The organism is Rhodococcoides fascians NBRC 12155 = LMG 3623, assembly GCF_001894785.1.
Classification (GTDB): Bacteria; Actinomycetota; Actinomycetes; order Mycobacteriales; family Mycobacteriaceae; genus Rhodococcoides; species Rhodococcoides fascians.
This window is the reverse complement of the sequence record NZ_BCWW01000004.1, coordinates 214,143-238,122: the sequence shown is the minus strand read 5'-3', so window position 1 is coordinate 238,122 and position 23,980 is coordinate 214,143. Positions and strand designations below refer to the sequence as shown.

Genomic DNA, 23,980 nt, shown 5'->3' with positions numbered 1-23,980 from the left:
CACTCCTCCCACCAGGGTCATTCCGCAGGCTCCACGCCTCCCACCAGGGTCATTCCGCAGGCTCCACTCCTCCCACCAGGGTCATTCCGCAGGCTCCACTCCTACCCCCTACCCTGTTCCAGTGACCGAATCAGGCGAGGACGCACGGCTGGGTGCCGCGAATGCGTTCGTGGAGGAAGACCGTCTCGGTCTCTTCTCGTTCGCCGTCGCCGAGAAAAGATCCGAATACCTGGCAGTACTGCGGGCGTTCGACACCGCTCGCGCGAACTACGTGGTGTTGCTGCACTCGGGCGACGTCGCCGACCTCATCGCTCGTAGCCCCGGGCGTCACGACGCGCTGACCACACTGGACATCGCACCCCTGCTCGATCAACTCCACGCCTGGGGTCTGCTCGAACGCAGCTACGACGGCACCCGCGCCGCGACCCTCGCCGAATACCGCAACCGGCACTTCGTCTACCAGTTCGGTCAGGCCGGCTACAAGGCCTACCGCGCGGTCGAGGACGTGCTCGGTGCGCGCCTGGACGACGCCTCGCTGTCCCGGCTGGTGTTGCCCGAGCTGCTGGCCGACATGCACGAGCTGGCCGAGGCGAACCGTCAGGCCGACGGCGACCGCATCTACCGCAAGCTCAGCAGACTCGATTCGACGTTGTCGGAGATGGCGACCCGCGCCGCCCACTTCTATCTGGTGCTGGGCGACCTGGTGCGCACCACCGAGATCACGCCCGAATCGTTCTTGGCGCACAAGGATGCACTGCTCACGCACATGCGTGAGTTCAGCTCCGATCTCACCCGCTATGCCCCCAAGTTGGCGGAAGCGATCGCACTCGTCGAGAGCACCGGCATCGAGGAACTCGTCGACCGTGCCGCGATCAGCGACGAACGAGTCTTTCTCTCCGTCGACGAGCGGCGAGCGGACTGGACCGACCGATGGGCCGGGTTGTCGCACTGGTTCGTCGCGGCCGAATCCGAGCTCAGCGAATCCGAGCGCCTCCGCGAGGGCACCATGAGCGCGATCGCTGCTGTGCTGTCACTGCTGCGGCGCGTCACCGAAACTCGTAAGGGTGGTGTGAGTCGCGAAAGCCAACTGCGTCACCTGGCCGGCTGGTTCGCTGCTGCCCCCACCGAGGACAGCGCACATGCTCTGTTTCACGCCGTGTTCGGCCTCGGCCGGACCCGGCACCTGTCGATGGTCCATCCCGACGCCGACATCATCCCCATGTCCCGATCATGGTGGGAGGCACCGCCGGTCGAGATCTCGCGCACGCTGGCCGAGACAGGACGTACTCCGACCCCCGGCGTTCCAGGGCGGGTACAGCGCAACGACGGCGGCATCAGACGACTGCGCGAGCAGCAACTCGAGTCGCAGCGATCGCGCAGTGCCGCCGCGCAGTCGCTCGCCTCGGCCGGAATCCACGACCGCATTCTGAACGAGCAGGAAACCGAAGTGTTGCTGAGCCTGCTCAACGCCGCGTTGACTGCCCGGGTACGCGTGAGCGGACGCACCTCGGACTCGTCCGGATCGGACAGTGGCGTGCGCCTGACGCTGAGCGACAGCGATCGTTCGACGATCGTGCGCACCAGCCGTGGCCGATTGCATCTGGACCGCCTCGCCCTCGACGTCAGTGAGGTGGCGCGCCGGTGAGAGCACGTGAAATCTCCTCGCTCGCTCTGGATTCCTACCAGCGGGCTGCCCGAGTCGCATTGTCCAATCACCTGGTCACCGCGACGTACCCCGATCGAATCGCGTTACCGCTGCTGCGCAGGTGGGCAACCGAACTGCGTGAGGATCTCCTGGAGCTGTTCGGCTACCGCTTCGAGGTCACCGAGACGACCGCGCGTCTGTTCCCCGTGATCGATCGTCTCGACGACAGTCAACCCGCGCGAACGCCTTCCGAGCGGGTGTTCGACCGCCGCAGGTACGCGTATCTGGCGCTGGCGCTTGCCGCGCTCGGTCGGGCCGGAAACCAGATCACTCTGTCCGAACTCGCCGATCACGTGGCGACGGAGTCGAGTCAGGTGGACGGCGTCGAACTCACGACCGACCGCGCGAGCGACCGAGACGCATTCGTCGACGCGATCGGATGGCTGGCCACGCGTGGTGCGATCTCGCTGGCCGACGGCGACGCCACGGGCTGGGCGAACAATCCGACGGCCGGTGAGGCCCTGTACGACATCGACCGATCGGTGGTCGTCGCGATGTTTCGGCCGCCGCGTGCCGTGCAGCACCTGCGTTCGATTCGTGGCCTGCTGGCCGGCTCGGATGCCCCGATCGATCCCGAGGATTCCGATCTCGGACACATCGAGTCCGGGCGTGAGGCAGACCCGAAGGAAACGCTGCGTGCGGTACGCCGAGCGTTGGTCGAACACCCCGTCGTCTATCTCGACGATCTCGACGGAGACGCACGCACCGCCCTGACCGCCTCGCGCACCGTCGCCGACGTCGAGTTGCTCACCGGTCTCGTTGCCGAGCGTCGCGCCGAGGGCGTGGCCCTCATCGACACCTCGGGACGGTTGTCCGACCACCGCTTTCCCAGCACCGGAACGATCGCTCAGGTGGCGTTGCTCATCGCGGGAGAAATTTCCGATCGGGTCGTGGATCCCGACGCTCCGGCGCTCACAACGCATCCGCTACCTGCGAGCGACCTACTCGTCGAACAGCTGGACGACGCGATCCCCGGCGGCGGAATCTTCGGCGACCTGGCCGATTTCGGATTTCCCGCCGATCCGACGACGGTCGAGAACTCGGCGGAGCGCACACAGTACCCGCTGATCGAGGACAGTTGGCTGGTCTCGGTCGTCGACGATCTCGTGGACCGATTCGGTCGCACGTTCGCGGCGCAGTGGCAGACCGACCGGTACGGTCTACGCATCCGTGCGATTGCGCTGTTGCATCGACTTCGCTTGATACACAGCGTATCCGGCGGCGTGTTGGTGCTACCGGTGATCGCTCGGTACCGAGACGTGATGGTCAGCGTGCGTGACCGAGCCCCGCAGGACTCGCTCTTCGGCACCGAACAAGCCCCCAGTACCGATCCATCCGAAGTAGAGGCCTGAGTAGATGACCGCACACTCGAATCGCTTTAGGCCCACGCGCGCCGGAATCGTCAACCTGTGGGACTACCGGGATCAGGAGTTCTCCTTCGCCGACGGTCGGTTGGTGCTGCGTGGTCCCAACGGATCCGGCAAGACCAAAGCGCTCGAAGTGCTGTTTCCCTTCGTCCTCGACGGCCGGATCGAGCCGCGCCGACTCAACCCGTTCGCCGGTGAAGAGCGAACGATGAAGTCCAACCTGCTCTACCGAGGGCAGGAAAGCGCACATTCGTACGTGTGGATGGAATTCGGCCGCGGCTCGCGCGAGGACCCCGAATCGGTGACCGTCGGAATCGGTATGCGGGCGAGCCGCCACAACGACAAGGTGACCCGCTGGTACTTCGTGGCCGACGGCCGAGTGGGAGTAGACTTCTCGTTGTTGGGCTCCGACGACCGGCCGCTGACGAAGAAACAATTGGCCGAACAACTCGGCAGCGATGCCCTGACCGATCGTCCGGTCGACTACCGCGCCGCGATCGACGCCCGGATGTTCGGGCTCGGCGCGCAACGGTACGACCAGTTGATCAATTTGATTCTGACACTTCGCCGTCCGCAGTTGGCCAAGAATCTCGATCCGAAAGGGTTGTCCCAGGCGCTGACCGACGGTCTGCGTCCCCTCGACGAGCAACTGGTGCTCGAGGCAGCACGTTCCTTCAGCGACATGGAGGAAGTCGGACGCGCGCTGGAGGGACTGGCCCAAGCCGATCAGGCGGCCAGGAACTTCGTGTCGGTCTACTCCAAATACCTTCGCGTACAGACCCGTTCGGATGTCGAGCAAGTCTCGCGTCGGCTCGAAGCCGTGACGCACGCGACCACCGCGCACTTCGCCGCCGCCGCCCTGAAGGACCGGCGTCTGCTGGAACGGGCGGCCGCAGAGACGCGGTTCGACGAGGCCGAGCGTGCGCTCGATCAGGCCGTCGCAGACCGAGAAACCCTGCAGCGCTCGAGCGCGTACGAGGGCAAGCAGCAACTGGACGATCTCGCCGAATCCGCTGCGAAGCTGGAGGTCTCGACGGCGCAGCAGGCCGATCGCGCACGCAAAGCGCAAGCAGAACTGGAGCAGCGCACGGCCGAGGCGGCCCGGGCGGATTCGGCACTCCGGGACTCCGTTGCCGGAGTGACTCGCGCAGAGGACGAGCTGCAGACTGCGGCCGAGGACGCGGGCATCGTGTGGACACCGCTGCCCGGGACGGCGCGCAGTGATCAGATCAGTACCGCGCTTCGTGGGCACGCCGAGGAACGGGACGGCGACGTACGTGCAGTGCGTGAGGCGCTGACTACCGTCGAGAAGGCGTCGACGGAACGCGCTCGCGCGGAGAAGGCCGCAACGAAGGCGCGCGAGTTGCTCGAAGCAGCCGCGGCTGCCGTCACCGAGGCCGAGGCGACGGTGGACCTGGAGAAGGCGCAGTTCGCTTCGGGTCTGCGGGCCTGGTGGTCGAGCAACTCTTCGCTCTACTCCTCCGCAGGCATCACCTCCGCTGTGTTCGAGGCCCTCGACGCAGCCCTGGCAGGCATCGGCGACGACGACGCCCCGAGCCTGGAATCCGTGCTCGCCGAGCAGACCTCGGACGGTATCGACGCGATTCGCGCCCGGCAGGCACAGGCACGCGTCGACGTGGCCGCGCGCGAGGCCGAGGTGAAGGCGCTGCGGGGCGAACTGTCCCTGGTGCGAGCCGAACACGACGATGCCCCACCACCGTTCGCAGCGCGCACCGACAGCCGTGCCGATCTCTCGGGCGCACCACTGTGGCAACTGGTTCGGTTTGCCGATGCGGTCTCCTCTGCCGACGCGGCGGGGATCGAATCCGCACTGCAGGCCGCGAACCTGCTCGACGGGTGGATTCATCCGACCGCAGACTCCCCCGTCGACGCGACGTCGGAGCAATATCTGTCGCCGCTACCGGTGGCCGCGAGGCCGACCGGTTCGACGCTCGCGTCCGTGCTGGAACCCGAGCCCGGTACTGCCGTCCAGGAATCGCGAATCCTCGATGTACTGAATTCGATTGCATTGCAGCAGGATCGAAACGACCTCTCGGACAGTTCTGTCTCGATAGGCGTCGACGGTCGGTACTGGCAGGGAGTGCAGCAGGGTCGCCACGCAAAACCGGATGCCGAGTACATCGGTGCCACGGCGCGGGCGCGTCGGCGAGAGCAGCGCATCGCCGAGCTCGGTGCTGCGATCGATTCCGCGACAGCCGAACTCGCGACCGCGACCGCCGCCGAGCTGGCGGCACGCGAGCTGGTGCAGGCGTTGAACGCGGCCGCCAAGCAGCTCCCCCGAGTCTCGGCCATCGTGAAGGCGCAACGTGCCGTCACGGCAGCCGCAGGCGCGCTGCGCACCTCGAAAGATGCGTCTGCAGCGGCAGACAGAGAATTCGACCAGGCGATCGCCGACCTGTCCGCGAAAGAGAAACAACTGCGCTCCGTCGCCGTGGCCCATCGCACCCCATACCTGGGCCGCGATGTCGATGCCCTCGCCGCAGCGATTCGCCATTTCGAGCATCAGGGCGCAGCGGTCATCCGTAAACGCAGCGACCACGCACGCGAGACCGAGCGGGCGCGCGAGGCCACCAACCGCCTCGAGGAGGCCACCGGACTGGCCGAGGAACTCGCCGAGGAAGCCGCGATAGCCGACGAGAGCTATCGGCAACAGCTGCAGCGTCTGGAATTGCTGAGCGAGAAACTCGGTGCCACGGCCGAACAGATCAACACCGATCTCGACAACGCGCGCGATCGCATCGAGAAGTGCCGAGCCGAGCAGCGAGCAGCCCGAAAGGCGGACAAGGAAGCCGGCGAGGCGATCGGCAAGGCCGAGGGTGCATGCAACACGGCGCTCGAGAGCCTGCGCGCTGCCGTGACCGAGACCCTGGGTGATGCCGTCCGACTGGCACCGTACGCCCGCAAGGATCTGCTGCATATCCTCGGCGTGCACGAGACGTACACGTGGCCGGCCAGCGACTCGGCGTGGCTGACGGTCGAACAGATCCTGTATCGGGTTCAGCAGGCCGCCGGCCCCGACGACGACGTCCCGGTACTTCCACCGGTGGTGCTCGCGCTGTATTCGGCTCTCGACACGGCGACGGCGTCGGTGAAAGTGAGCGACTCGAGCCGGAAGTCGACACGAACGGCGCTGACGAGCGCACTGCAGGAGTTCGACTCGCAACTGGCCGCTTCCGGTCAGGACTACCGCCTGCAGTGGGACGCACCGGACGGGTTGACGGTGGTACGCGTGCAGGACGAGCAGGGCTATTCCTCGGTCGGAGACTTCGCCGACCGCATCGGTGCCGCCAGGGCCGACCAGGAACTGCTCTTGACCGAGCAGGAACGCCGAATTCTCGAAGACGCGCTGCTGACCGGGTTGGCGCAGCAGATTCACGAGCGCACCGTCGACGCACGCGAGCTGATCGCCCAGATGTCCGCCGAGATGAAGCAACGCCGTATGTCCTCGGGCAACACGATCGGCGTGCACTGGGTGCTCGCGGACAACCTCGACGACGGGGCGCGGGCAGTGTCCAAGCTGCTCGACCGCGATGCCTCGGCGCTGAGCCAGGACGATCTGGCCGCGATGCGCGCACACTTCGCATCGGAGATCAGGATCGCTCGTGCGGCACATCCGGAACGGTCGTATCCCGAGATCCTGTCCGCGACACTGGACTATCGCCGCTGGCGGGTGTTCGCGTTCACGCTCATCAGCGGCGAAGGCAACGAGGATCGTCTGACCGTCGCTCGTCACAGTGCACTCTCGGGCGGTGAGCAATCGGTGTCGCTGCATTTGCCGCTGTTCGCCGCGGCGCACGTGATGCTCTCGTCCGCCGATCCGCATTCACCGCGGCTGCTGGCGCTGGACGAGGCGTTCGCCGGTGTCGACGACAACGGTCGTAGCGAATTGCTCGGACTGAGTGTGCAATTCGACCTGGATCTGTTCATGACCGGTTACGACCTGTGGATCACCTACGCGGACGTCCCCGGTTGCGCACACTACGATTTGGCGCACTCGACCGCCGAGAACACCGTCAGCGCAGCACTTCTGGTGTGGGAGAACGGTGAATTGTTCGCCGAACACGACGGCACCGACCTCGCAGCCGCCCTCGGATCACCGTTGACCCGCCGGGTGCCGACCCGAACCGAAGGTGGGCTGGAGTTTGGCCGGTAACAGTGAGTGGCGAGGCAGCGTCGAATTGGCGGCGCTGTTGGACGCTGCGCGAAAGAAGTTGGAGTCCAACTGGCTTCGTGTCGGCGGCAACATCACCGTCGACCTGAGTGATGCGCCGGAACTGTGGCGTCTGTGCAGTGCCATCTCGAAGTCCAACTCCAGCCTGCACTCTCGGGCACGGAGCACCCGGCTCGATCTCGAGCGGTTCGACGCGTGGTTGAGCCATCCGCTCAACGGCGGTATCGGTCTGATCGACACCCTTGCCGGTCAGGCACCACTGCAGGACAAGAAGCGCATTGCGGCCGACAAGGCTCAGGTGCGCGCCGATGCGCTCGATCGGGCGCGTGAGGCGCTCGGCGGTGGTACCGATCGCGAGTGGATCGAGCACTGGATCGCGTCGTTGCTCAATCAGGACGGCACCCTCGGTGGCCGCGTCGCCGTCGACGCGCTCGGGGTCGCAACGCAAGTCCTGGCGCTGCTCCCGGTGGACGGGATGTCGCTCACCGAGCTGGCGGAACTGGCCACCGGTGATACCAAGGCCCTCACGGGCGGCGGTGCCGCGAAACTCGTCCTCGATGCATTGTCGTTGCGCGAGAACGTGCCTCGACCCGTCGATCCAGTGGGGATCAGAGCGCTGTGGGAAACGGCCGGGGTGTCGGTCGACGCCGTGTCGAGCCGGGTACTGGTTCTCGGCTACCGCGTCGTAGAGACCCACACGGTGGCTCGCTGGCTCAACGAAGCAGCCGACGAGGGCGTGCCCTTTCCCGTCACCGTGGACATGCTCGCGCGCGGCCCTCTCACCAACAGCTCGTCGACCGTGTTCGTGTGCGAGAACGTCGCTGTGCTCGCGGCCGCAGCCCGCTCTCTCGGCTCGAACTGTGCCAGCTTGATCTGCACCGACGGTCAGCCCTCGGCCGCCGTGCATCGGCTGCTGGCTGCGCGCGCCCCCGGCACCACGATCGAATGGCGTGCCGACTTCGACTGGGCCGGAATGCACATGGTGACCCGCGCACTCACCCGGTACGACGCGGTGCCGTGGCGAATGGACGTCGACTCGTACCGCCGCGCACTGGACGCGCGCAACTCGGAACCACTGAAGGGGCATCCCACGGACACTCCGTGGGACCCGGAACTGGCTGCTGCACTGCGGGATTCGGGACGAGCGGTCATGGAAGAACGCCTGATCCCGGATCTGCTGGCGGATCTACGCCTGGGGCCCGCGGACTAACGCAGCGGAACTCCGAGCAGCGCATCGACCGCATCGGCGAAAGTGCCGGGTGCGGTCGCATCCGATCCACCGCGCTCGACTGCGAAACTCGCCCACGCGTCGAGGGCGTCGAGAGCCTTGGGCGTGTCGAGGTCATCGGCCAGATGCTGACGCAGGCGGTTGACGACGTCGTCGGCCGACGCTGCGGACTCGAGCGCCGCTGCTCGACGCCACAGCGCGAGGCGGGTGTGGGCTCGCTCGAGGACCTCGTCGGACCACGGCCGATCCTGCCGGTAGTGGCCCGCGAGCAGGCCCAGCCGCACCGCGGCCGGATCGACGTTCTCTGCGCGGAGCTTCGAGACGAACACCAGGTTGCCGCGGCTCTTCGACATCTTCTCGCCGTCGAGACCGATCATTCCCGTGTGCACGTAGTGCCGGGCGAACCGAGGGTCACCGGTTGCCGCCTCGGCGTGTGCTGCCGAGAACTCGTGGTGCGGGAAGATGAGATCGCTTCCGCCGCCCTGGATGTCGAAACCGGTTCCGATGCGGTTCAATGCAATGGCAGCGCATTCGATGTGCCAGCCCGGTCGGCCGGGGCCCCACGGCGACGGCCACGACGGTTCGCCGGGACGTACCGAGCGCCACAGCAGCGCATCGAGTGAATCGCGCTTGCCCGCACGATCGGGATCTCCGCCGCGTTCGGCGAAGAACGTGTCCATGGTGGGACGGTCGTAGCCGGATTCGTAGCCGAACTGCTCGGTTGCGTCGGCACGGAAGTACACGTCGGGGTACTCCGCGTCGTCGACGACGTAGGCAGCGCCGGACGCCACCAGCTTCTCCACCAGTTCGACGACCTCCTCCACCGACTCGACGGCACCGATGTAGTCGTGCGGAGGCACGACCCGCAGAGCCTCCATGTCGGCGCGAAACAGCTCGATCTCGCGCGCACCGAGATCGCGCCAATCCTCACCGTCACGATTCGCGCGCTCGAACAGCGGATCGTCGACATCGGTGACGTTCTGCACGTAGTGCACGTCGATACCCGCATCACGCCACAAGCGGTTGATCAGATCGAACGTCAGATACGTTGCCGCATGTCCCAGGTGGGTGGCGTCGTACGGGGTGATTCCGCAGACGTACATGCGAGCGGTCGAACCGGGGGTGACCGGACGGACCTGGCGATCTGCGGTATCGAACAACCGAAGCGCTGGACCCTGTCCTGGGATTGTCGGGATCTCCGGGCTGGACCAAGAATGCATGCAGCCGAGCCTATCCGAGCCCGTTCAGAAGGCGGGCCACGGTATCGGTCTGCTCGATCGAGGTTCCGGCATGACCGGGCGCGCGATCAGCTGCTGGGCCCGATCCAACACCGCAACGGTTTCGGCCAGCGTTATCTTGTCGACCAGCCGTGGAGCGATGACGGTGTCGAAGGTCTCGACGAACCGCACGACGTCGGCCATCAGAGCATCGTCGACCGCCTGGCCTGCCCACCCCCAGAGAACCGTGCGCAGCTTGTTCTCGGCGTGCAGGCAGATGCCGTGATCCACCCCGTAGACATAACCGTCGAGACCTTCGAGGGCATGCCCACCCTTGCGATCTGCATTGTTGAGAATGACGTCGAGAACCGCCATCCGCTGCAGGCGTGGATCGTCGGCATGGATCAGAGCGATCTCTTCCCCATCGCCGTCGTAGGCCTGCAACACCGGAATCCAGCCCGCCGGAACGAGATCGGGACGGCAGATGTCGACCAGGTCCACGCGGCCCTCGACCCGCTCCTCGGGAGTATCTATCCACTTCTGCACCATGCCGGGACCGAACGGACCGTCGCGCAGCACCGTGGGCGGAATCACGCCCCACCCGAGCGCCTCGGAGATCTCGTACGACGCCACCTCCCGCCCGGCGAGGGTGCCGTCGGGAAAGTCCCAGAGCGGCACCTCTCCGCGCACGGGTTTGTACACGCACCGCACTGCCGAGTCGCCGTCGCCCGCCTCGCACACGAGGGTGGCGTTGGACGCCGAAACCACCCGGCCGACCACAGTCAGCTCGCCGGTCTCCATGGTCTCGCGGCCCTCGAAGGGAGGTAGTTCGACGGTCAAGACTCGTCGACCTCTGTCACCGGACCGAAGGTGGCACCGCGGCGGTAGCCGTTCGTCCTGATGCAGACGTGTCCCTCGGGGGCGAGCGGCAGGCCGCACAGCGGGCACGGCGCTCGGCCGGCCGCCACGACCAGCTCGGACCGCGCTGCGAACTCGCGAGCCTGAACGGGTGTCAGAAACACTCGAACCGCGTCGGGGCCCTCGTCGGTGTCGTCGAGCACGACGGATTCGTCGACCTCGACCTCACTGACGGCCAACAACTCCACCACGACGGCATTGGCATCGGCGTCCCAACCCAACCCCATCGTGCCGACCCTGAATTCGGTGTCGATCGGGGTCACCAACGGGCTGGTGTCGAGTGTCTCGGCCTCCTCGGTCGGCACATCGGTACCGAAGCGACGCTGCACCTCCTCGAGCAGCAGTCCCATTCGATCGGCCAGCACCTGTACCTGCTGCTTCTCCAACGCGACCGAGACCACTCGGGCATCGTGCACCGCCTGGAGAAAGAACGTTCGGTCACCCGGCTCACCTACGGTCCCGGCGACGAAACGATCAGGGGTGCGAAAAACGTGTATGGCGCGCGGCATTGCACCTCCTAACGACTCGAAAAGCTCCGCGAAACGAATCGCGAACTTCCATTATCGGCCACAGATCGACCGTGGACGGTATTGCTCGCCCTCCAGCCTGCCACCGATCGGGAGATCGGCGGCGAACCGGCATCTCTAGGTGCCCGCGCCGCCGCCCACCACTGCATCGGACGAGTCTGCAACGTCGGGTTTCGCGCCTGCTTCGTCGGACGTCGGCTCTTCCGCCTTCGGCACGAACACGCTCAAGTCGGATCCGGTGTCGTTGGTCCGCAACACGAACGGCCGAGTCGAGGTGTAGCGCACGACGCTGATCGACGCCGGATCGGCAACGATCCGCTGGAAGGAATCGAGATGGGCACCCATCGCATCGGACAGCACCGACTTGATCACATCCCCGTGAGAGCAGGCCACCCACAGCACATCCCGGCCGTGGTGGGCGGCCAGCCGCGCATCGTGCTCCCGTATCGCCTGGACCGCGCGTTGCTGCACCGTAGCCAAGCCTTCGCCTTCGGGGAACACCGCCGCGGACGGATGCTGCTGAACGACCTTCCACAGCGGCTCGGCCAGCAGCTTCTTGATGGTTCGACCGGTCCATTGTCCGTAGTCGACCTCGACGATCCTGTCCTCGACCATCGGAGTCAGCCCCAACCGAGTGGCCAACGGTTCCACGGTCTGCTCGCACCGCAACAACGGAGAGCGCACGATCTCCACGACCGGGAGGACCCCCAGCCGTTCGGCAACCGCCTGTGCCTGCTCTCGGCCCCGGTCGTCGAGCTCCACCCCTTCGCTCCGACCTGCGAGCGTGCCCGCAGTGTTCGACGTCGAACGTCCATGGCGAAGCAAGATGACTGTCATTGCTCCGAGCCTAACGAGGAACGGTTCACGTAGCCGAGACAACCCCGCCGGCCAGCAGACCCAGAACAACGACACCGAGCACGATGCGGTAACCGACGAACCAGTACAGCGAATGGTTCGCGACGAACTTGAGCAGCCAGGCGATCGAGGCATAACCCAGGCCGAACGCGATGATCGTGGCCACCAGCAGCTGTGGTCCCGACGCGGCGAGGCCGGAGCCGACCGGCTCGAAGGCGTCGGGCAGCGAGAACAAGCCGGACGCCGTGACGGCCGGGATGGCGAGCAGGAACGAAAACCGCACTGCAGCTTCGCGTTCGAGTCCGAGGAACAGGCCGGCGCTGGTGGTGGCTCCGGAGCGGGACACTCCGGGAATCAGCGCCAGGCATTGAGCGAGGCCCATGAAGATGCCGTCCCTGGTGGTGAGTTCCTCGATCGGCCGTTCCTTACGGCCCAGCTTCTCCGCGACGGCGATGACTACGGCGAAAGCGATCAGCATGAACGCGATCAGATACAGATTGCGCGCACCGGTGCGGATCTGATCCTTGAACAACAGACCCAGAATGCCGATCGGGATGGTGGCGATGATCACGTACCACCCCATACGGTAATCGAGACCCCGTTCTTCTTTCCTGCGCAATCCGACGAACCAGGCCTTGATGATTCTGACGATGTCGCGCCAGAAGAACAGCAGGACAGCGGCTTCGGTACCCAGCTGCGTCACCGCGGTGAACGACGCGCCGGCGTCCTCGTTCCAGAACACCCCCGACACGATTCGCAGATGCCCGGAAGAGGAAATGGGGAGGAACTCCGTCAGTCCCTGGACTGCGCCGAGGATGATCGCCTGCAGCCACGTCATGTCGATCATGCGGCGCCCCGTCCCAGCGTCGAAGTGGACGATTCGATTGTTGCCGGCGCGTGGGCGAGTGCCCGCCCCCTGGATTCGCGATTCACGGGGACGACCGTACCCGGCGCGGCACTTGCGCACCGAGCGGCGCGGCGCACTACTGTGCACTGGCGGCAGGCCAGTACGAACCCGACGATCACAGGCAAAAGGACATTCGGCACATATGAAGCAGAGATCGGTCGGCACCAGCGGACTTCGGGTGTCGAGGCTCGGCCTCGGCACTCTCGGGTGGGGCAGCGGGACCGATGGGGACGACGCTGCGGCGCAGTTGTCGGCGTTCGCCGAGGCGGGCGGCACCCTGGTCGATACGTCTCCGGCGTACGGCGACGGTCGAGCTCAGCGAGTACTCGCGGAGTTGCTCGACGATGTGGTTCCTCGACAGGACTTGGTGATCAGCAGTGCCGCGGGGGTCGGTTCGCGGTACGGCCGGTATCACGTCGATTGCTCGAGGCGCGGACTGCTCGGTCAGTTGGACGCAACGCTGCGTGAGCTCGGTACCGACTATCTCGACCTGTGGCAGGTAGCCACGTGGGATCCGATGACCCCGGTCGACGAGGTGGCGGCGACACTCGACTACGCCGTCTCGAGTGGACGGGTTCGCTACACCGGTGCCCGCGGGTATCTGGGCTGGCAGTTGGCCACGGCTGCCGGTGCGGCCGGTATCGGACGGATCGTGTCGACGCAGGCGGAGTACTCACTGTTGGCCCGTGGGATCGAGGACGAACTGGTTCCCGCCGCCCTGCACCACGGCATAGGCATCCTCGCGGCGGTTCCCCTGGCGGGTGGTGTCCTGACGGGTAAGTACCGCAACGGGATTCCGGCCGATTCGCGCGGGGCCGACGAGCTACACGCCGACGCGGTGAATGCGTACCTGACCGACTCGGCGGTAGGTGTCGTCGATGCGGCGGTCACGGCCGCCGATGGTCTTGCCACCTCTCCCCTGGTCGTCGCCCTTGCGTGGGCCCGTGATCGTCCCGGGGTGAGCAGTGCGATCGTCGGTGCCCGCGATCTGGCCCAGTTGATGGGTGCTCTGATGGCCGAGGAGCTCGAACTGCCGGCGGCCATCACGTCGGCCCTGGACGACGTCAGCGGTTGATCGCAGGTGCTGCTCGGCCTGGGTGAGGTCACCTGAAGGTCGGGCAGGCTAACCTATGGTCGTGATCGTCAAACGCCTCGCCGCCGCGCTGCTGACGGCCGGACTGCTGGTGTCGTGTTCGGTGAACAACTCCGCGGCACCGGACTCCGGCACGATCGGCCCCCGCACCGCCGTCGTCGACGACCCCGATCCGGAGCCCATCGCGGTCGATCCGGCTGCCGAACTACCGGTCACCGTCACCGGTTTCGACGGCGTGCCCGTCACGATTTCGGACAACAGCAGGATCGTGGCGGCCGACCAGTACGGCACCCTCGCCGAAACGGTGTTCGCGCTCGGACTCGGCGACAATCTCGTCGGGCGCGACACCTCGGCGTCGTTTCCCGCGGCAGCAGACGTACCCGACGTCACCCCTACCGGCCACTCGCTCAGTGCCGAAGGCATTCTCGCGCTGTCGCCGACGGTCGTCCTGACCGACACCAGTATCGGCCCGCGCGCTGTCCAGGATCAGATTCGGGCCGCGGGAATTCCGGTCGTCTACTTCGACCCCGCTCGAACTCTGGCCGGGGTAGCAGGACAGATCGACGCTGTTGCGGCGGCTCTCGGGGTTCCCGACGCCGGTTCCGCACTGGCGCAACGGGCAACCGAAGAGATTGCCGCCGCGACACAGAACGCGCCCCGATCCGACGAGCCGCTGAAGGTTGCGTTCTTGTACATGCGTGGTCCGGCGATCAAGATGCTCGCCGGTCCGGGTTCCGGAGCGGACGCTCTCATCGAGGCGATCGGTGCTCGGGATGCAGGGGTCGAATCGGGTCTGACCGAACAGTTCGTCCCGGTGACCAGTGAGGCACTCATCGCTGCGGCACCCGACGTGATTCTCATGATGACCAAGGGGCTGCAATCGATCGGCGGGATCGACGGGCTCGAGCAGATACCCGGTATCGCGCAGACGCCCGCCGGCCAGCAGCGTCGGGTGGTCGACATGGACGACGGCACCGTTCTCAGTTTCGGTCCGAACACCGGAAAGGTGCTGGCTGCATTGTCGAAGGCCGTCTACGAACCTGCCTCATGAGCGACGTGTCGTCTGCGCGGTCGCGGTCGGGTACGACGCGGGTGGTCTCGACGTTCGTCGTGCTGGCGGTCGCGCTGTTGGTCCTGGCCTTGGTGTCGGCTGTCGTAGGGCAGGTACCGACGACTCCGGCGGAAGTGTTGGGGAGTCTGACGCATCGGGTGGGCCTCGACATCGGCCCGATGCCCGCTCACCCCAGCGGCGAGGTGACCCTCTGGCAGGTCCGGTTTCCTCGGCTGACCCTCGCGATGCTCGTCGGTGCCTGTCTGGGATGCGCGGGTGCACTGCTCCAGGGTGTGTTCGCCAACCCTCTCGCCGAACCCGGTGTCGTCGGCGTGTCGTCGGGCGCGGCTGTCGGTGCGAGCTCGGTCTTCGTCCTGGGCGGCAGCTTTGCCGGGGTCTGGACCGTTGCGCTCGCAGCCTTCGTGGGCGGACTCGTCACCACGATTGCGGTCTACTTCCTGGCTCGCAATGCCGGCCGAACCGAGGTGGTGACCCTCATCCTCACCGGAGTCGCCGTCAATGCGTTCGCCGGCGGCGTGATCGCGTTCTTCACGTTCGTCGCCAGCCCGGCCGCTCGCGACCAGATCGTCTTCTGGCAGTTGGGATCCCTTGCCGGTGCCACGTGGCAGTCGGTCGCGGTGGTCGGTCCGCTGGCCTTGGTCGGGATCGGAGCGTCGTCGATGATCGCCCGCCGACTGGACCTGCTCGCACTCGGTGAGAACGTGGCGCGCCATCTCGGCGTGAACGTCGAGCGCCTGCGTCAGTTCGCCATCGTGGTCGTCGCAGTGCTCGTCGCGTCCGGAGTGGCGTTCACCGGGATCATCCTGTTCGTGGGTCTGGTGGTACCCCACGCCATGCGCATGGTGCTCGGTCCGGCGCACCGGGTACTCATCCCTGCCAGCGCACTCGCGGGAGGCGTGGTCCTCCTCGGGGCCGATCTCGTCACGCGGACGCTCGTGGCGAACGTCGACCTTCCGCTCGGGATGGTGACCTCGTTGGCGGGCGCACCGTTCTTCTTCTGGCTGCTGCGCCGCACCCGGGCTCGTCAGGGCGGCTGGGCATGATCGGGAAGTTCGGTGGACACCGTTCCGACATTCCTGCCGACCCGACACCGGGTTCACGCACCCTGGTCGCCGTGGGGGTCGGCGCACACCGCGGTGACCGGGCCGTTCTGAACGACGTGCATCTCGAGGTCGTCGTCGGAGAGATTCTGGCTCTCGTGGGCCCGAACGGGGCGGGTAAGTCCACGTTGCTGTCGGTCCTGTCCGGAGACACCGAGCCCAGTTCCGGATCGGTACTGCTCGGCGAGAGACCACTGTCCCGCTTCCGGCCGGTCGACCTCGCGCGACGACGCGCCGTGCTCCCGCAACAGCACGCGATCGGGTTCGCATTCACCGTCGAGCAGATCGTGCGGATGGGCCGAGCTCCGTGGACCGGAACGTCGGCGGTACGCGAGGACGACGCGCAGGTGGCCGCCGCCATGGCCGCCTGCGACGTGTCCGAATTCGCCGGACGTCCGTTCGGTTTCCTATCCGGCGGTGAGCAGTCCCGAGTCGCGTTGGCCCGTGTCATGGCACAGCGCACCGCCACGATCATGCTCGACGAACCCACCGCGGCGCTCGATGTGGGACACCAGGAGTCGGTGATGGCCGTGGTGCGTTCACTGGCCGCGTCCGGTCGTGCCGTGGTTGTCGTACTGCACGATCTGGGGCTTGCTGCGGCCTACGCCGATCGGGTCGCGATTCTCGACGCAGGCGAGCTGGTGGCTACGGGACCGCCCCGGGAGGTTCTCACCGCCGAGCGGCTCGGCCGGATCTACCGACACCCGGTCGATGTCTTCGACCACCCCGTCACCGGTGAGCAACTGGTGATCCCGAAGCGGGGTCAGGAGTGAAGCCTGCGGAACGACCAGGGTTCAGAAACCCTCGAGCGCAGAGTTGACGCGATTGAAGAAGGCCCGGACTGCCGTGTCTCGCAGTGACACATCCGACAGCTGCTGAGCGTGAGCGACTGCGTCACGAACCACCCCGATGATGCTGCGTTCGTCGGTCAGATCGATCTCGGTGACCGAGTGCTCGGCGACGGCGTCCACTTCGGTTCGATCCGGCACGGCCGACACGACATCGGCCCGATAGATCTTCACGTAGAGCGTGCTGCGCTGCACTCTGAACGCGAACGCGCGTCCGTCGTCGGTTCTGCCGAAGCCGTTGGCGTGCGTACCCGCATTCACTTCCTCGACCACGAAGTGCGTTCCTTCGGATCCCACATCCGCTCCCATGTCGTGCTCGTTCACGAATTCGATGCCGATCGAACACGCTACCGTCTCCGCGCCCCCGACGAACGGCACCGAGTCCCGGGCTGTCGATTTCGCCGAGGTCGACGCGCGCTGGTACAGATGTGGCAGCGCCTTACCAGGGGCAGTCACCACAGGAAGTAGGTTCGGTTCCATGCGAACACCGTCGGCACGTACGGCCAGGACGGCAGTGGCGTCCGCGCTCGCCGTCGTCACACTCGTCGGTTTGGGTGGTTGCTCGAGCGAGGACGAGAACGCCGACGAGATCTCCGTCGAGCCGCAGCCGCCGGCCTTGTCCCCCGCGACTGCAGTGGCTCCGGCCGGAGTCGTCCGCGCCTTCGCTCCCGTGGACGCACTGACTTTCGATTCTGCAACGCGCACTCTGGTTGCCCTGACCGACGCGTCGACCACCGTGAGCCTGGTGGACGGGGAGGCGTCGAGCGAGCCCCGCGTGGTGGATCTGGGCGGATCCGCTGCAGAGCTGGTCGCCGGGCGCGACTCGAGTGTCTTGGTTCCGATGGACGGAGTTCTCTCGAGGATCACCGTGGCAGACGCTCAGCGCACCGATACCCCCGTCGACGGCCGGACTCTGTCGGCTGCCGATCTACCCGACGGCACCACGGCGGTCGGTGACGCCACCGGGCGTATCCGCATTCTCGACGCCGCCGGACAGGTGACGAGCACGGTCTCAGGACCGGGCGTGACCTCGGCCGACGCGTTGGCCAGCACACCGGACGGTGTCTCGGTACTCGATCGCCGCCAGACCTCGATCACCGATCTGAACCTCGACGACGACACCCTCGGTGTGGCCCTGCGCGCGGGCGAAGGCGCCGCCGAGATGACCAGCGACGAGTACGGACGACTTCTGGTCACCGACTCGACCGGCACCGAGCTGCTGGTCTTCACCTCGCACGATCTGCTGATGCGGCAACGGTTTCCGGTCGGGTCCGCGCCCTGGGCGATCGCCTACGATGAACAATCCGGTATTGCATGGGTCACCTTGCCGGCTCGCAACGAGGTGGTCGGGTACACACTCGACACCGGAATTCCGGTCGAGGCGCAACGGTTGCCCACTGTGCGACAGCCGAACTCGGTTGCCGTCGACGCGGATACCGGCGATCTGTACGTGGGATCGGCGACCGGGGACGGGCTGCAGCGCATCCCCGCCGCGGGCCGTTGACCTGCTGAATCGGCAGGAGACGGTACCCGCAGGAACGACCCTCGAGAATGGTGGAGGCACGTGAACGCACACGAGAATTCGATGCCGGGCCGAGCGAAGATGCCCGTCGGGTGGGAGGTGTCCCCGTCCGACGACTGGGAGTACGTCCCTCTCCGGTTGCCACCGGACGTCACTCGCGTGACCGCATCGATGCGGCTCGCGATTCAGGCCGAATTCGGCGGCTGGGAGCTGTCTCGGGTACGTCTGTACACCGACGGAAGTCGCCGCGTGTTGCTCAAGCGCAAGAAGACCGCACATCATGTGCCGGAGCCCGGAATCTGACCGGCTCGACGGCAGCACCGATCGACTCCGAACAACGACCCTGAAGTACCGACCCTGAAGTACCGACCGGAAAGAAGACCGTGGGAGACCGTCTGTACCGCGTCCTGTTGCGCCTGATGTTCCTCGTATCGCCGGAGAGGATTCATCACCTCGCGTTCGGTGTTCTCAGGGCTGTTGCGGCGCTTCCTCCGCTTCGTAAGCTGGCAAGTGCACTGTTCGTCGTCGACGATCCGCGGTTGCGTTCGACGGCATTCGGCATCGAGTTTCCGGCACCCCTCGGGCTTGCGGCCGGGTTCGACAAGAACGCCGATGGCATCGATGCGTGGGCCCCGCTGGGGTTCGGGTTCGCCGAGATCGGCACCGTGACTGCGCAGGGGCAACCCGGCAATCCGACGCCTCGTCTGTTCCGGCTGCCTCTCGACCGCGCGATCATCAATCGGATGGGCTTCAACAACCACGGTGCGGAGTACGCGGCCGCGAAACTGCGTTCGCGCAGAACGCGGATTCCCATCGGTGCGAACATCGGCAAGACGAAGATCGTCGAGCCGGCGGATGCCGCCGCCGATTACACCACCAGCGCCCGCTTGCTAGGCCCTCTGGCAGATTTTGTCGTCGTCAATGTCAGCTCCCCCAACACGCCGGGTCTACGGGATCTGCAGGCCGTCGAGTCGTTGCGGCCGATTCTGGTTGCTGTGCAGTCGGTGGTGTCGGTGCCGGTTCTAGTCAAGATTGCGCCGGACCTGTCCGACGAGGACATCGACGCCGTCGCTGATCTGGCTGTCGAACTCGGCCTCGACGGCATCGTGGCGACCAACACGACTGTCTCTCGCGACGGACTCCGTACCGACGCGGAGGCGGTCGCGGCCATCGGTGCAGGCGGGCTGTCCGGTGCTCCACTGCAGGCTCGCTCGCTGGACGTCATTCGGCGCCTCTACCGCCGGGTCGGGACGCAGCTGACGCTGATCTCGGTGGGAGGAATCGAAACGGAAGAGCAGGCCTGGGAACGTATCGTTGCCGGTGCGTCCCTGGTGCAGGGATACACCGGGTTCATCTACGGCGGACCGCTGTGGATCAGGAACATCAACCGTGGTCTGCTGTCCCGACTCGAGCAGCACGGATTCGCTCGTCTGGCCGACGCAGTGGGTTCGGAGAACAGGCACTGACACCCCCGTCGTGCGCGTTTTGCGTACCCAGAGGTACGCAAAACGCGCACGACGAGACCCAGATCAGGCCTCGTAGGTGCCCGTGATCACGGCACGTCCGATGGCGTGCGAGAACAGGTTGAACCCGAGGTACGCCGGGGTCGCCGTCTCGTCGACTTCGAGCCGATCGACGTCCACGGCGTGCACCGCGATGAAGTAGCGGTGTGGGCCGTGGCCTGCGGGTGGGGCAGCACCGATGTACCGGAACAGGCCCGCGTCGTTCTTCAGCGTCACGGCCGTACTGGGCACCCCGGTTCCACCGTCGTCGCCTGCTCCCGAGACCAGCGACGTCGTCTCGACCGGAATGTTCGCCACGGCCCAATGCCAGAACCCCGAGGCGGTCGGTGCGTCGGGATCGTAGACCGTCACCGCGAAGCTCTTGGTGCCCTCGGGAAACCCGGACCAGGACAGCTGCGGGGAGTTGTCGTGTCCACCGGCTCCCATGATTCCGCTGACCTGCTGGGCCTTCAGGGGCTTGCCGTCCTGCACATCCTCGGACGTCAACTCGAAGGACGGTAGGTCCGGAAGCGAGTCGTATGGGTTGTACGCCACGATGGTTCCTTTCGTATCAGCTGTGCAACAAGAAGTGCTCGAGCACCTGTGTGCCGAACTCCAACGACTCCACGGGTACTCGTTCGTCGATGCCGTGAAACAACGCCGCGAAATCGAGTTCGGGCGGAAGCTTGAGCGGAGCGAACCCGAAGCAACGAATTCCGATGCGCGCGAACGCCTTTGCGTCGGTGCCGCCGGACAACATGTACGGCACGGTGCGGCCGTTGGGGTCGTGCGCGAGGACCGCGTCGTTCATCGCGTCGACGAGATCCCCGTCGAACGTGGTCTCGTACGGTTCGAGCTTGGTGATCCATTCCCGTTCGACATTCGGGCCGATCAGTTCGTCGACCTCCTTCTCGAAGGCCGCCTGGCGTCCGGGCAGCACGCGGCAATCCACCACGGCCGTCGCGGTCTGCGGGATCACGTTGGCCTTGTAGCCGGCCGAGAGCATCGTGGGGTTCGCCGTGTCGCGCAGGGTCGCGCCGACGATGCGGGCGATGCTGCCGAGTTTGAGCAGTGTCCCGTCGATGTCCGGTGACGTCGGATCGAAGTCGAGTCCGGATTCCTCGGAGACCGCCTGCAAGAACTGCGATACGGACTCGGTGAGCACCAGGGGGAATGTGTGATTGCCCAGTTTCGCGACGGCCTCGGCCAGGTAGGTCACGGCGTTGTCGTCGTGCAGGAACGATCCGTGTCCGGCCCGCGCCTTCGCGGTCAGCCGCATCCACGCCAGACTCTTCTCGGCGGTTTCGACCATGTACAGCCGCTTCTCGGTGCCGTCCGGTCGAGCGACCGTCAGAGAGAACCCGCCGACTTCGCCGACTGCCTCCGTCACGCCCTCGAACAGATCCGGTCGGTTGTCGACCAGCCAGTGCGATCCGTACTTGCCGCCTGCCTCCTCGTCGGCGAGGAACGCGAACAGGATGTCGCGGGGCGGAACCGTGCCGTTCGACTTGAACTGGCGGGCCAGCGCCAGTGCCATCCCGACCATGTCCTTCATGTCCACGGCACCTCGACCCCAGACGTAGCCGTCTTCGACGGCTCCGGAGAACGGGTGCACACTCCAGTCGGCCGGCTCGGCCGGGACGACGTCGAGGTGTCCGTGTACGAGCAGAGCTCCACGGGACGAGTCGGCACCGCGCAGCCAGGCGAAGACGTTGCCGCGTCCGGGGGCACCGGATTCGACGTACTCGGTCTCGTACCCCACCTCTTCGAGCTTGCTCGCCACCCATTCGGCGCATTCCTTCTCGCCGACCGTGGTGTCGAGTTCGCCGGTGTTCGAGGTGTCGAACCTGATCAGAGAGCTGACCAGCTCCACCACTTCGTCGAGAGCGACGGTGGGAGCGCGTTCTCCTCGGCTTCGGGCATTGCTCACTTCGGGATCGTTCGAATCGTTTGCCACATCGTCGTTCCTACCATCACCGAGGGGTCGGGGCACCACCGAAAACCGCTCGACGCATGAACTGACGTGGGGATTTGGGTTATCGGGAACCCGTCGGATAATCTTACGCAGCGCACAGCGACCAGCTGTGAGAGCAACAAGAGAATATGCGGCAACGGTCGCACATGTCCGAGTGGCGGAATGGCAGACGCGCTAGCTTGAGGTGCTAGTGTCCTATTAACGGACGTGGGGGTTCAAGTCCCCCCTCGGACACCGTCTGAATGTTGTTCACAGACAAAGATTTTCAAAGATCTGAGTTGAGACAGACGAAACTGACCCTGATTCTTCGGAATCGGGGTCTTTTTCGTTGTTCTCACGTCGACGGCTCGACCGGGCCGATGCTAGGAGACTGAAGATGGACTCGATCGACCCCACCGATCTCGACACGTGTCTGCGGGTGCTCGCACAAGCCGCCGAGCTGGACAAGAACCATCCGGATTCCATCGCCGTCCAGCGGGCGTCCGGTGCCATGTTCAAAGATCTCAAGCGTGCTCGACGCGTTGCCGCACGCAACGCCGTCAACGCAGCCGACCGGGCAGTCGTGGCGGCCACGGCGACCGGATCCCCGGATCGTATCGACGACGAGACCGCAGGTCTGTCCCTCACCTCGCGCGCCGAGGGTGAGATCGCGGGCACCTTGATCAGGGCGCGCCCGTGCTACATCTGCAAGCAGCGCTACACCGATGTCGATTCGTTCTACCACCAGCTGTGTCCCGAGTGCGCGGCGCTCAACCGCGGCAAACGCAACGCACGAACCGACCTGTCCGGCCGGCGAGCACTGCTGACCGGAGGTCGGGCGAAGATCGGCATGTACATCGCCCTTCGGCTGCTCCGCGACGGCGCACACACGACGATCACCACGCGTTTTCCCAACGATGCCGTGCGCCGGTTCGCTGCGATGGACGACAGCGATCAGTGGTTGCACCGCCTGCGCGTCGTCGGTATCGATCTACGAGACCCCGCTCAGGTTGTGGCACTTGCCGATTCGGTCGCCGCCGAGGGACCGCTCGACATCCTGATCAACAATGCTGCGCAGACGGTCAAGCGCTCCCCCGGCTCGTACAGCGCGCTGGCCGACGCCGAAGCGGAACCGTTGCCCGCGGCACTGACCGACGGTGCCGGGCCGCAACGGATCACGTTCGGCAAGACCAGCGACGCCCACCCTGCGTCGTTGGCCAGCTCGTTGCCGGCCACGGCGATCGGCGGTCAGCAGGTCTCGGCGACTCTGAGTGCAGACGACGTCGCGTCTCTGGCGATGGTGGCGGGTTCGGTGACAGCGGAGCGCATCGAGAACGGACTGGCGATCGACGCGGGCGGCCTGGTGCCCGACCTCGCCGAGACCAACAGCTGGATTCACACCGTCGAGCAGGTCGATCCGGTCGAGTTGCTCGAAGTGCAGCTGTGCAATTCCGTGGCACCGTTCATCCTCGTCTCACGCCTGCGCGCGTCGATGGAGGCGTCACAGGCTCGACGCAAGTATGTGGTCAACGTTTCTGCCATGGAGGGTCAGTTCGGTCGGGCATACAAGGGCCCGGGGCATCCGCACACCAACATGGCCAAGGCGGCATTGAACATGCTGACCCGCACCAGTGCCAAGGAGATGGTGGAGAGCGGCATCCTGATGACCGCCGTCGACACCGGATGGATCACCGACGAGCGCCCGCACCCCACCAAGATGCGGCTGGCCGACGAGGGCTTCCACGCGCCGCTGGATCTGGTCGACGGTGCTGCGCGGGTGTACGACCCCATCGTGCAGGGCGAACTCGGAGTCGATCTGTACGGCTCGTTCCTCAAGGATTACCAGCCCTCGCCCTGGTGACGATCGGCCCCGGGGTCGTTCCTCCGGGCGATTCTGCACGTGGATGCCCCGGAGCAACCCCGGGCTGCGATACTCGGAAACGACGCCGTCTCGCGTGAGCGAACGGCACCGA

20 protein-coding genes and 1 tRNA gene are annotated in these 23,980 nt (G+C 66.0%); 13 read left to right on the top strand and 8 right to left on the bottom strand.

Features of this window, described 5'->3' with window-relative positions; genetic code table 11:
• Positions 1-169: 169 nt before the first annotated feature.
• The 4 genes from RFA01S_RS12370 to RFA01S_RS12355 are packed head-to-tail and all read left to right on the top strand — an operon-like array spanning position 170 to position 8,474.
• On the top strand, positions 170-1,645 hold the full coding sequence (locus RFA01S_RS12370) for a TIGR02677 family protein (RefSeq protein WP_306906022.1): 1,476 nt from the start codon (positions 170-172) through the stop codon (positions 1,643-1,645).
• Positions 1,642-3,057 (top strand): DUF2398 family protein, encoded by a 1,416-nt coding sequence (locus tag RFA01S_RS12365; RefSeq protein ID WP_032408264.1) that lies wholly within the window; start codon positions 1,642-1,644, stop codon positions 3,055-3,057. The genes RFA01S_RS12370 and RFA01S_RS12365 overlap by 4 nt, the downstream gene beginning before the upstream one ends.
• Positions 3,058-3,061: 4 nt before the next feature.
• Positions 3,062-7,246 carry a TIGR02680 family protein gene (locus RFA01S_RS12360; RefSeq protein WP_032408265.1) on the top strand — a complete coding sequence of 1,395 codons (4,185 nt, stop codon included), beginning with the start codon at positions 3,062-3,064 and terminating at the stop codon, positions 7,244-7,246.
• Positions 7,236-8,474, top strand: a complete 1,239-nt coding sequence (locus RFA01S_RS12355; protein ID WP_230593496.1) for a DUF2399 domain-containing protein — start codon at positions 7,236-7,238, stop codon at positions 8,472-8,474. The genes RFA01S_RS12360 and RFA01S_RS12355 overlap by 11 nt, the downstream gene beginning before the upstream one ends.
• Here the strand turns inward: RFA01S_RS12355 and mshC are convergent.
• The 5 genes from mshC to RFA01S_RS12330 form a co-directional block, all read right to left on the bottom strand.
• Positions 8,471-9,712 (bottom strand): cysteine--1-D-myo-inosityl 2-amino-2-deoxy-alpha-D-glucopyranoside ligase, encoded by a 1,242-nt coding sequence (gene mshC / locus RFA01S_RS12350; RefSeq protein WP_032365793.1) that lies wholly within the window; start codon positions 9,710-9,712, stop codon positions 8,471-8,473. The two genes, RFA01S_RS12355 and mshC, sit on opposite strands and share 4 nt — an antisense overlap.
• A gap of 24 nt (positions 9,713-9,736) precedes the next feature.
• Positions 9,737-10,510, bottom strand: a complete 774-nt coding sequence (locus tag RFA01S_RS12345) for an SCO1664 family protein (protein WP_169879440.1) — start codon at positions 10,508-10,510, stop codon at positions 9,737-9,739.
• Between the two features lie 35 nt (positions 10,511-10,545).
• On the bottom strand, positions 10,546-11,136 hold the full coding sequence (locus RFA01S_RS12340; RefSeq protein ID WP_027497067.1) for a DUF3090 domain-containing protein: 591 nt from the start codon (positions 11,134-11,136) through the stop codon (positions 10,546-10,548).
• 135 nt (positions 11,137-11,271) lie between these two features.
• Positions 11,272-11,991, bottom strand: coding sequence for a histidine phosphatase family protein (locus RFA01S_RS12335; protein ID WP_032408266.1), 720 nt, complete (start codon positions 11,989-11,991; stop codon positions 11,272-11,274).
• Positions 11,992-12,016: 25 nt separating this feature from the next.
• Positions 12,017-12,847, bottom strand: coding sequence for an undecaprenyl-diphosphate phosphatase (locus RFA01S_RS12330; RefSeq protein ID WP_169879437.1), 831 nt, complete (start codon positions 12,845-12,847; stop codon positions 12,017-12,019).
• A gap of 211 nt (positions 12,848-13,058) precedes the next feature.
• Between RFA01S_RS12330 and RFA01S_RS12325 the strand changes: the two genes are divergently transcribed.
• From RFA01S_RS12325 to RFA01S_RS12310, 4 genes are all read left to right on the top strand, one after another.
• On the top strand, positions 13,059-13,991 hold the full coding sequence (locus tag RFA01S_RS12325; protein WP_032365792.1) for an aldo/keto reductase: 933 nt from the start codon (positions 13,059-13,061) through the stop codon (positions 13,989-13,991).
• Between the two features lie 64 nt (positions 13,992-14,055).
• A complete protein-coding gene (locus tag RFA01S_RS12320; RefSeq protein ID WP_063216911.1) occupies positions 14,056-15,060 on the top strand; it encodes a heme/hemin ABC transporter substrate-binding protein in 1,005 nt (334 codons plus the stop codon).
• A complete protein-coding gene (locus RFA01S_RS12315; RefSeq protein WP_032365790.1) occupies positions 15,057-16,124 on the top strand; it encodes a FecCD family ABC transporter permease in 1,068 nt (355 codons plus the stop codon). The genes RFA01S_RS12320 and RFA01S_RS12315 overlap by 4 nt, the downstream gene beginning before the upstream one ends.
• On the top strand, positions 16,121-16,954 hold the full coding sequence (locus RFA01S_RS12310) for a heme ABC transporter ATP-binding protein (RefSeq protein ID WP_032408268.1): 834 nt from the start codon (positions 16,121-16,123) through the stop codon (positions 16,952-16,954). Before RFA01S_RS12315 ends, RFA01S_RS12310 begins: the two co-directional genes overlap by 4 nt.
• A gap of 21 nt (positions 16,955-16,975) precedes the next feature.
• Here RFA01S_RS12310 and RFA01S_RS12305 read toward each other — a convergent pair whose 3' ends face one another.
• Positions 16,976-17,509, bottom strand: a complete 534-nt coding sequence (locus RFA01S_RS12305) for a hypothetical protein (protein WP_228139215.1) — start codon at positions 17,507-17,509, stop codon at positions 16,976-16,978.
• Here RFA01S_RS12305 and RFA01S_RS12300 point away from each other — a divergent pair.
• The 3 genes from RFA01S_RS12300 to RFA01S_RS12290 all read left to right on the top strand — a co-directional run bounded on the left by RFA01S_RS12300 (position 17,508) and on the right by RFA01S_RS12290 (position 20,017).
• A complete protein-coding gene (locus RFA01S_RS12300; RefSeq protein ID WP_027497060.1) occupies positions 17,508-18,533 on the top strand; it encodes a YncE family protein in 1,026 nt (341 codons plus the stop codon). The two genes, RFA01S_RS12305 and RFA01S_RS12300, sit on opposite strands and share 2 nt — an antisense overlap.
• 81 nt (positions 18,534-18,614) lie before the next feature.
• Entirely contained in the window at positions 18,615-18,854 is a 240-nt protein-coding gene (locus RFA01S_RS12295; RefSeq protein WP_027497059.1) for a DUF5703 family protein, read from the top strand.
• Between the two features lie 92 nt (positions 18,855-18,946).
• A complete protein-coding gene (locus RFA01S_RS12290; RefSeq protein ID WP_032408488.1) occupies positions 18,947-20,017 on the top strand; it encodes a quinone-dependent dihydroorotate dehydrogenase in 1,071 nt (356 codons plus the stop codon).
• A 63-nt stretch (positions 20,018-20,080) separates the two neighbouring features.
• Here the strand turns inward: RFA01S_RS12290 and RFA01S_RS12285 are convergent, their stop codons facing one another.
• Both RFA01S_RS12285 and RFA01S_RS12280 read right to left on the bottom strand, forming a co-directional pair.
• Positions 20,081-20,608 (bottom strand): YbhB/YbcL family Raf kinase inhibitor-like protein, encoded by a 528-nt coding sequence (locus RFA01S_RS12285; protein WP_027497057.1) that lies wholly within the window; start codon positions 20,606-20,608, stop codon positions 20,081-20,083.
• Between the two features lie 16 nt (positions 20,609-20,624).
• Positions 20,625-21,983 (bottom strand): M20/M25/M40 family metallo-hydrolase, encoded by a 1,359-nt coding sequence (locus RFA01S_RS12280; protein WP_072692091.1) that lies wholly within the window; start codon positions 21,981-21,983, stop codon positions 20,625-20,627.
• Positions 21,984-22,176: 193 nt separating this feature from the next.
• Between RFA01S_RS12280 and RFA01S_RS12275 the strand changes: the two genes are divergently transcribed.
• Both RFA01S_RS12275 and RFA01S_RS12270 read left to right on the top strand, forming a co-directional pair.
• A tRNA-Leu gene (locus tag RFA01S_RS12275) sits at positions 22,177-22,262 on the top strand.
• A 142-nt stretch (positions 22,263-22,404) separates the two neighbouring features.
• A complete protein-coding gene (locus RFA01S_RS12270) occupies positions 22,405-23,868 on the top strand; it encodes an SDR family NAD(P)-dependent oxidoreductase (RefSeq protein ID WP_032382054.1) in 1,464 nt (487 codons plus the stop codon).
• Positions 23,869-23,980 lie beyond the last annotated feature (112 nt).